The following is a 9153-nucleotide window of genomic DNA, read 5'->3' as shown; positions in this document are numbered from 1 at the left end:
ACCACCGAGCGCACCGTCGGGCCGAGCGGCACCAAAGGCACGCCGATACGCGCCAGCAGCGCCGCGAACTCCTCGTCCGGCGGGGCGCACACCCGCACCTGCGCGCCGAGTTCCCGCAACCCCACCGCCAGCCCCGCCAGCGGTTCGACATCTCCGCGCGATCCCCACGTCGTCAACAACACTCGCACGTCGCAACTCCCGTTTCCGCAGATTCTGGCTTTCGGCCGCCGATTCTGCGGTACGACCCGGGTCTTGCCGCAAGCCCCCCGGAGCGCTATAAGTTGAGAGTGGCAAGGAGTGCGATCTCCTTGCCTTTGTCCTTGCCTGCCTTTGTCTTCGCCTGCCTTTGTCCTTCCCTGCGTTTGTCCTTGCCTGCCTTTGTCCTTGCCTTTTGGCCGTCCACTTGGACCGCCAGCCAACGGGCCCGCCATCCGCACAGCCGGGGTGCCCGTCTTTGCCCTCGACCAGGCCGAGCAGACCACCCCGCAGGCGAGGCGCAGCCGCGGGCCGGGCAGCCGGCGGAGGCACTCGGCGCCGAGGAGCGCACCGCGCCGGGCTCGACCTTGCATGGCGGATCGCGGCAACGGGTTCGGGGCACGCAATTCGGCTGTTCGGCCGGGGCCGGCGGCCTGCGGTAGACCGTTCGGCCGATACGGGGCCTCGCGCCCATCGGAAGGCTGTCCCTGTCACCGACCGGAATCGACACCGCAAGAGGTTCACCATGAAGCTCGTCCTGGGCGCGGCGCTGGCCGCCCTGGCCGTCGGCGCCGCCCTGGCCCTCGGCCCCGAGGCCACCTCGGCCGAACCGCGCACCGTCACCTGGCACACCTGCCCAGAACAGCAGGACGCGCCGCCCGGGGCACAGTGCGGCGTGGTCCGTGTCCCTGTGAACTGGTCGCGGCCCGACGGCGAGAAGCTGGACATCGCCATCGTCCGGCGCAGGGCCACCGATACGGGCCACCGCCTCGGCACCCTGATCTTCCTGCCCGGAGGACCGGGCCAGTCGGGTGTGGACGCCGTTGCCAGCACCGACAAGCTCGGAGGAAGCGAACGCCGTTTCGACCTGGTGAGCCTCGATCCCCGGGGAGTCGGCAGGAGCAGCGCGGTGAAGTGCTCCACCAAGCTCGTCCTGCAGGCGGTGCGCGAGCCGGTGCGCACCTCCGCTCAGTTCGCGCGGATGAAGAAGCACTCCGCCCTGCTGGGCAAGGACTGCGCACGCCACTCCGGACCCGTCCTGCGGCACCTGGACGCGGTGAGCGCGGCGAAGGACGTCGAAGCTGTGCGGGCCGCACTCGGCGAACGCCGAGTCACGTTGTACGGCCACTCCTACGGCACGCTGTATGCCCTGAAGTACGCCGAGCTGTTCGGTTCCCATGTGCGGGCCGCCGTGCTTGACGGAGTGATGGATCCCTCCATCCGCCGACGTGAGTTCACGGCGACCGCGGCGAGGTCGCTGGAGCAGTCCTTCGGGCAGTTCGCCGACTGGTGCCGCACGAGCTCCTCCTGCCTCCTGCACAAGCAGGACACGTGGCAGGTGTACGACCGGCTCGCCGTCAAGGCACGCGCGGGCACGCTGCACAACGCGGCCCACCCCGATCGCCCTGTCACCCTCGCCGAGTTCAATGGCGAGCTCGACGGCATGCTGCTGACCCCCTCCTGGCCCGTGATCGACAGCTACCTGAGCGCCCTGGACACCGGCGAACCCTGGGGGGAAGACGAGGACGACACGCCCAAGGAGAAGACCGTCGACTACGCGGACCCCGCGGTGTGCGCCGACTACCGCCTGTCAGCGCCGGGCTTCCCGGCATACGCGGCCGACCAGCGCGCCTCCCTCCGAGCGGCGCCCCACTTCGGTTACTCGCCCAACAGTCTCTCCTACGTCAACCTCTGCACGGGCTTCCCCCTGCGCCCTGCCCATCCTCCAACCTCGTCCCACGTCCACACCCGGACACCCCTGCTGCTGATCAACAGCCGCTACGACAACGCGACTCCCATCGACTGGGCCCGCTCGGTCCAGAGCCGGCTGGGCCGGGCCGCCAGCCTGGTCGAAGTGGACGGCTGGGGCCACGGCATGAAGATCTTCAACCCGGGCGCCGAACAGCGCACCGTTCTGCGGTACCTCACCGACCTGCGGGTCCCCAGGTCCGGCACGGTCATCCCCGGCAGCCGTCCCCCCGGCATCCCGGGCTGAGTCCCTCGCACGGTGCCCGTGCTTGCGCGCCGCTCGGTGGCTCGAGGGTGGCGTGGTGACCGCGGTGGGCCCGTCGGTCGCGGCGTTGGCGTAGCGACGGGCAGGGCGGTGCGCGCGAAGGCGTCTTTGCGCGCACCGCCCTGGCCCGGACAGAGTCAACGGGCGGCGCGGCAGGCGATGCGCAGGGCGAATCGGATCGCAGGGTCGTCCAGGCGCATCTGGAGCAGTTGCTCGATCCGGTCCAGTCGCTTGAGCACGGTGTTGCGGTGGACATGCAGGCTCTTGGCGGTGGCCGAGGCCGAGGATTCCAGTGTCAGGTAGGTGTCCAGGGTCTCGAGCAGCACATTGTTCGACGGTTCCAGCAGGGCGCCGAGCAGGAGGTGGCTGCGGCGTACGGTTTCATTGCCGGAGACCACGGCCAGGACCAGGCGCCGGGGGTCGGTGGCGCCGGCGTGTTCGACCCGGCGCCGACCGGGGGAGATGCCGGCGATTTGGGCCAGCTCCCAGGCTTCGGTCAGTGTCCTGGCCAGTCCTGCGGGGCCGGGCTGGGCCTTTCCGATTCCGGCCACCAGCGCTGCGCCGGGCATCGCGGCCAGGGACCGGCGGACGCCGGCTACGACGGCCGAGAACCGGTCGGGTGCGGGCTCGTCGGGTTCGCTCAGCCATGCTGCCCAGCTGTCGCCGAGTTCCACCAGGGGGGCGGAGATCCGCTGGGCTGCCAGCACCTGGCGCAGGCGGGTGGTGGTTGCCTGGCTTCGGCGGGAGGCAGTGTCCGTGGGCAGGATGCGTACGCCGATGTGCCAGCCGTCCAGGGTCCAGCCTGCTTCCAGGGCGTGTCCGACGGTGTGCGCGGTGACCTGGTCGCCGGCGGTGAGGAGCTCGGTGAGCACCGAGGCCTGGAAGGCGGAGTTGCGGGCGGCCTCGAGTTGGTGCGTGGCGGACCAGGCGGTGACCGCCCAGGCGGCGATCTGGAGGGCGGCGGTGATGGTGTTGAGCTCGCTGTCGGTGATGTCGGCGGTTTCGGCGATCAGCCACAGCGGTACCAGCCGTCCGCTCGCGGATCCGGCCGGCAGCGCGATGACGGCTCCGGCCTCGTCCCGGATTGTCGCGGGCGCTGCGGCCCGCAGCAGGTGGTCCAGCTGCCTGGCGGGAGGCTCCCCGGCCAGGGGTGTTCCCTCGGCGCTGAGGATCGCGCACTGCGCGGGCAGCAGCGCGTTCAGCGCGTGCACGGTCTCGGCTGGGCTGGCGGGCCGCCGGCCGAGCTGCCGCGCGAGCCGGGCGCAGGTCAGGCCGCGGTTGGTGTCGTCGCCGTGCACGAGGGCGTGCAGGCGCTGTGCGAGGTCCAGGAGCGGGGCGGACGGCACGGCGACCAGCGGAAGCGCGAGCCGGTCGGCCAGCCACCGGGTGGAGCCGAGCACCGCTGCCGGTTCGGCGCACACCGCCAGCACACTCGCCTGCGCCTCGCGGGCCCGTGGCAGGAGCATCTCGAGCTGGTAGCCGACGGGGGACTGCAGTACGAGTGCGGCATGGGTACCGAACCGGGACAGGTCTGCCTCGGCCGGGGTGCAGGCGTGCACGTCGGTCACGGTGCGGTGCAGGCCCTGCGCGCCGCCGAGCAGGGATGCTCCTTCGAGGACCTGGCCGGCCAGCAGCTGGCTGACCGTGGGGCGGGCGTTCACGGTCCGGCCCAGCTGTAGCCGAAGGCCGCGGGTGAGGCCAGGTGGGCGAATCCCGGCTCGGTCCAGCGGCTGGGGGCGGGGTAGACACGCACGTCGACCTGGTAGCCGGGCAGGACCCGCTCGGTCAGCAGCGGGGTCATGGTCCGCTGGTCGAGCAGGCAGATGATGTCGGGTGCCGTGGCCACGATGCGGCCGCTGTCCAGGGCCAGCAGGAACTCGTTGCGCGTCTCGATGCGCAGGGGCCGATCGTCTGGGGGGCCCAGCCACACCACGATGCTGCCGTGCGCGGCTTCGGTGCCCGGCTGCCAGCTCACTTCGCTGACGCGCCCCGACCCGAGGCGGCGGTGGGGCTCGGCGTCGAGGTTGCGGCCGAGCCGCAGCGCCCGGGCGAGTGCTCCGTGCACCCCGGCGCTGCCGACCGCGGTGGCGTCGGCGGGGTATCCGGCGAAGGCCGACCAGCCGCCCATCGACACTGTGAGGGTGCGGATGTAGCGCTCGGCCTCGTGCCCGGTGATGGCCTCGGCCACCACGGTGTGGCCGTGTGAGTCGGTGAGCGTGAACGGCGCGATCGGGATGCCCGCCGCGTCGTAGGTGGTCTGGTCCAGCCAGGACAGTCCGCGCCCCATGCCGTCGAGGTCGACCAGGGGGGTCTGGGTCTGCGCGGCGACGATCAGGGGCAGGAAGGCGTTCACGCCTGCCGTCTCATAGCCGCACACGTACACCGGCCGGGACGTGGCGAGCGCCTGGCGCAAGCGGATGACCGCGCGGGTGAACTCGTAGCCGTTGCCCGGCTTCTCGGTGAAGGCAGTGATGGAGCCGACCAGACCGGTACTGACCAGGATGGCGTCCTCCGGCAGCTCGGCGTGTTCGTAGACGGTGACCGGACCGTGCGTGGCGAGTACCTGCCGGGCCAGCAGCTCGAACAGCGCCGGGTCCCCGGCACCGCCCGAGCCCAGGACGGCTGCCCCTGTCGCCAGTGGGCCCAGGTCGTCCGTGCCGAGGATCCAACTCATGATCGTCCTTCCCGTGCGGGGGCACACTGCCCACCAGAACCGGGATTTGTAGACAGTCTGCCCACTGACATCAGCTCGCTCAACCCCTAGCGTCGGAATCAGCTGCAGCGGCCCCTTTCCTCCCGGTTTGTGTAGAGGTGTTCCATGGAACGAAGACCAGTCACCGACGATTACGTGCTCGAACGTGTACCGCAGGGTGCCCGCTACTCGTGGTGGACGGTCGCCGTCCAGAGGTTCGGCCAGATATCCGCGCTCTCACAGTTCCTGCTGGGGGCGGCGCTCGGCTTCGGTATGACGTTCTGGCACGCGGTGCTGGCCATCACGCTGGGCTCGGCGATCCTGGAGGCCGTCGCGATCTGCACCGGCCTGATCGGGCAGCGAGAAGGCCTGAGCACTTCGGTGCTCGCCCGGTGGACCGGCTTCGGACGCTACGGCTCGAGCCTGATCGGCCTGGTCATCGCACTGAGCCTGATCGGCTGGTTCGGTGTGCAAAGTGCCGTCTCCGCCCAGGGGCTGCACCGGTTCCTTCCCCAGCTGCCCGTGTGGGGATGCTCGCTTCTCTTCGGCCTGGTAGTCACCGGCGTGGTCATCTTCGGCTTCCATTCGATGGCCTGGACCGCGTATCTGACCGTCCCCGCCTTCCTGGCGCTCGCCGGCTGGTCTGTGGTCACCGAGCTGTCGCGGCACGACGTCGGCACGCTCGTGACCGGCCGCCCGCCCGGTGAGGTGCTCAGCCTGGCCGCCGGGACCACCCTGGTCGCCGGCGGGTTCATGGTCGGCATGGTGATAACGCCGGACATGACCCGGTTCAACCGCCGGCCCAGCGACGTCATCAAGCAGACCCTGCTCGGTGTCACCCTGGGCGAGTACATGGTCGCACTGGTCGGTGTGCTGCTCGCCCACGCCCTCAAGACCAGCGACATCGTCAGCATCATCACCTCCACCAGCGGCTGGGTCGGCACACTGATCCTGATCGCGGGCACGCTGAAGATCAACGACTGGAACCTGTACTCCGGCTCCCTCGGGGTGATCAACTTCGTGTCGACCGTGTTCGGACGCTCCCTCAACCGCAAGCTGGTGACCGTGTGCGTCGGACTGGTCGGCACCGCCCTGGCAGCCGCTGGGATCCTCGACCACTTCATCGAGTTCCTCATCCTGCTCGGGGTCGCCTTCCCGCCGATCGCCGGGATCATGGTCGCCGAGTACTTCATCGTCAAGCGCTTCCGCGGCGAGCTCGAAGCCGCCGCAGACTCGCTGCCCGCAACCGAGCCGACCTGGGTGCCTGCCACCCTGGCCGTCTGGCTGGCCTCGTCCCTGACCGGCTGGCTCGTCCCCGTCGGCATCGCGGCACTCAACTCGCTGGTGCTCTCGGTCGTGCTCTACACCCTCGTGGGCTGGGCCGGACTGGTCCGGCCGGTCTCCACCAGGCCGACCGCCGTGGAGACGCCGAAGCCTGCTGAAAAGCTGCTGACGACGTGAACACCCGCGACGAGAAAGGGACTCGGATGCGCATCGGGATCGATGTCGGCGGCACGAACACCGACGCCGTACTCACCGCGGGCGGGCAGGTGCTGTCCACCGCCAAGACCTCCACCACGGCAGACGTCACCACCGGCATCTCGCAGGCGATCGACCTGCTGCGACGGCAGGCGCAGTTCAATCCGGCCGACATCCAGGCGGTCATGATCGGCACCACACACTTCGTCAACGCACTCATCGAAGCGAAGGGGCTCGCACCGACGGCTGCCATCCGGTTCGGACTGCCGGCGACATCCGGCCTGCCGCCGCTGGTCGCCTGGCCGGACCGCCTGGTCCAAGCCATCGCCGGCAGGTCCTACCTGTGCCACGGAGGTCATGAGTTCGACGGACGCACCATCTCCGCGTGGGACGAGGCAGAAGTGGTCGCCGCCATCGAGGACGCGGTCGAGCACGGCATCCGCAGCATCGCGATCTCGTCGGTGTTCTCACCCGTGAACGCGGAGTTCGAACGGCAGGCGGCAGAACTGATCACCAGCCGGTTCCCCGGCCTCTACGTGAGCCTGTCGCACGAGATCGGCCGGATGGGCCTGCTCGAACGGGAGAACGCCACCGTGATCAACGGCTGCCTCCGCGAGGTCGCCGAGCATGTGTGCACCGCGCTCGTCGATGCCCTCGACCTCGCCGGGATCGCCGCGCCGCTGTTCCTGAGCCAGAACGACGGCACCTTGATGGACATCGAATACACCCGCCGCTACCCCGTGGCGACCTTCGCCTCCGGGCCGACCAACTCCATGCGGGGCGCGGCATACCTGTCGGGGGTCGACCAGTGCGTCGTGGTCGACATCGGAGGCACCACCACCGACGTGGGCATGCTGCAGTCCGGCTTCCCACGAGAGGCCGCCACCGAGGTGGAAGTCGCCGGTGTGCGCACGAACTTCCGCATGCCCGACGTGCTCTCGGTCGGCATCGGCGGCGGCAGCCGGGTACGCCCGGACGGCGTCGGCGGGATGAGGGTCGGCCCGGACAGCGTCGGCTACCTGGTGACCGAGCAAGCGCTCGTCTTCGGGGGAGAGACCCTCACCGCCACCGACATCGCGGTCGCCGCCGGCCGCGCCGACATAGGGGACCCCTCACTCGTCGCGCACCTGGACCGCACCCTGGTACGCACGGCTCTGGACCGCATCGCCGACGGAATCCAGGACGTGGTCGACCGGATGCGCACCAGCGCGGCGCCGGTGCCCGTGGTCGCCGTGGGCGGCGGCAGCATCCTGGTGCCCGACGAACTCGAAGGAGCCAGCAAGGTGCTGCGGCCCGACCACTTCGCCGTGGCCAACGCCATCGGCGCGGCCATGGCCCAGATCGGCGGCGAGGTCGACCGCGTCTTCCCCGTCGCTCCCGGAACCCGTGACGCGGTCCTGGACCAGGCACGCCAGGAAGCCGTGGCCAAGGCCGTGGCAGCCGGAGCCGACCCCTCCACCGTGCAGATCGTCGACATCGACGAGGTGCCCCTGGCCTACCTGCCCGGCAATGCCACCCGGATCCGGGTCAAGGCCGCCGGCGACCTCGCCGTCACCTCCTGACCAGCCACCGAAAACAGGAGCCGTCATGGCTTACGAACTCACCGACAAAGACCTCCTCGACCTGGCCACCGGCGCCGCGCTGCTGGGCACCGGCGGCGGAGGCGACCCGCTCATCGGGCGACTACTGGTCGAGCAGGCACTGGCCGACGGCTGCAAGGTCCGAGTCCTCGACCCCGACGAGCTCGACGACGACATGCTGGTGATCGCCTCAGCGATGATGGGCGCACCAACGGTCGTGCTGGAGAAGGTCCCGAGCGGACGCGAGGCCGTAGCCGCGCTGCGCCGCCTCGAGGACCACCTCGGCCGGCAGGCGGACGCAGTCATCCCGATGGAATGCGGCGGCCTGAACTCGATGATCCCCCTCCTCGTCGCAGCCCGCGCCGACCTGCCCGTAGTCGACGGCGACGGAATGGGACGCGCCTTCCCCGAACTGCAGATGGAGACCTTCGGGGTCTACGGGGTACCGGCGTCACCGCTGGCCATCGCCGACGAACGCGGCCACACAGCGATCGTGGCAACCGGCGCGGACAACCACCGCACCGAGTGGTTCGCCCGGGCGCTGACCATCCGCATGGGCGGATCGGCGTACATCGCGGAGTATCCGATGACCGGCGCCCAGGTCAAACGTACCGCCATCCCCCGCACACTCCGGCTGGCGCTGACCCTGGGCCGGACGCTGCGGGAGGCCAAACAAGAACACCGCGACCCCTTCGACGCACTCATCGACGCGCTCAAACAGACCCCCTACGAGCACGGACAAGTGCTCTTCAGCGGCAAGGTCACCGATGTCTCACGACACGTCAGCGACGGATTCACCCAAGGACACGCCCTGATCCACGGACTCGACAGCACCGGCACCATGCGCATCGAATTCCGCAACGAAAACCTGCTGGCCACCGTGGACGACCGGGTCGTGGCCATCGTGCCCGACCTGATCACCCTGCTGGACGCCGACACAGCCACGCCAGTGACCACCGAGACCCTCCGCTACGGCATGCGCGTCCGTGTCTTCGGTATCTCCACCCCGCCGATCATGCGCACCGCGGCCGCACTGGACGTCTTCGGCCCGGCCGCCTTCGGCCTCACCCAGCCCTGGCAACCCCTGGAGGAGATCGCGAACTGAGACCACCCAAGGCAGCCAGGAGCCAACCCCGAAGCCGCGCGACTCTGCGACCAACGCACGGCAACCGCTGCCCCTTCCCGACGGCGCC

General features: G+C 70.1%; 7 protein-coding genes. 4 read left to right on the top strand and 3 right to left on the bottom strand.

Annotated features, from left to right (window positions below):
• Window positions 1-188 (bottom strand): glycosyltransferase (locus tag IEY86_RS22855; protein WP_189133678.1); only part of this gene is annotated, 188 nt, incomplete at its 3' end.
• 533 nt (window positions 189-721) lie between these two features.
• Between IEY86_RS22855 and IEY86_RS22850 the strand changes: the two genes are divergently transcribed.
• Window positions 722-2191 carry an alpha/beta fold hydrolase gene (locus IEY86_RS22850; RefSeq protein ID WP_189133677.1) on the top strand — a complete coding sequence of 490 codons (1470 nt, stop codon included), beginning with the start codon at window positions 722-724 and terminating at the stop codon, window positions 2189-2191.
• 155 nt (window positions 2192-2346) lie between these two features.
• On the opposite strand, the gene IEY86_RS22845 is transcribed toward IEY86_RS22850, so the two are convergent.
• Window positions 2347-3870: a helix-turn-helix domain-containing protein gene (locus IEY86_RS22845; RefSeq protein ID WP_189133676.1), complete on the bottom strand. Its 1524-nt coding sequence runs from the start codon at window positions 3868-3870 to the stop codon at window positions 2347-2349.
• Window positions 3867-4883, bottom strand: coding sequence for an S-methyl thiohydantoin desulfurase family protein (locus tag IEY86_RS22840; RefSeq protein WP_189133675.1), 1017 nt, complete (start codon window positions 4881-4883; stop codon window positions 3867-3869). The genes IEY86_RS22845 and IEY86_RS22840 overlap by 4 nt, the downstream gene beginning before the upstream one ends.
• Window positions 4884-5027: 144 nt before the next feature.
• Between IEY86_RS22840 and IEY86_RS22835 the strand changes: the two genes are divergently transcribed.
• From IEY86_RS22835 to IEY86_RS22825, 3 genes are read left to right on the top strand one after another with little or no spacing between them, the layout of a single operon-like run.
• The gene (locus IEY86_RS22835) at window positions 5028-6362 is read left to right on the top strand and encodes a purine-cytosine permease family protein (RefSeq protein ID WP_189133674.1); all 1335 of its coding nucleotides are present in this window, start codon (window positions 5028-5030) and stop codon (window positions 6360-6362) included.
• Window positions 6363-6388: 26 nt separating this feature from the next.
• On the top strand, window positions 6389-7942 hold the full coding sequence (locus IEY86_RS22830) for a hydantoinase/oxoprolinase N-terminal domain-containing protein (protein ID WP_189133673.1): 1554 nt from the start codon (window positions 6389-6391) through the stop codon (window positions 7940-7942).
• 25 nt (window positions 7943-7967) lie between these two features.
• Complete coding sequence (locus tag IEY86_RS22825) at window positions 7968-9065, top strand: S-methyl thiohydantoin desulfurase family protein (protein ID WP_189133672.1); 1098 nt, start codon at window positions 7968-7970, stop codon at window positions 9063-9065.
• The last annotated feature ends 88 nt before the right edge of the window (window positions 9066-9153 follow it).

This window comes from Wenjunlia tyrosinilytica, assembly GCF_014646055.1.
Classification (GTDB): domain Bacteria; phylum Actinomycetota; class Actinomycetes; order Streptomycetales; family Streptomycetaceae; genus Wenjunlia; species Wenjunlia tyrosinilytica.
Note: the sequence above shows the minus strand (reverse complement) of the source record. Positions and strands in the feature narration are given on the sequence as shown.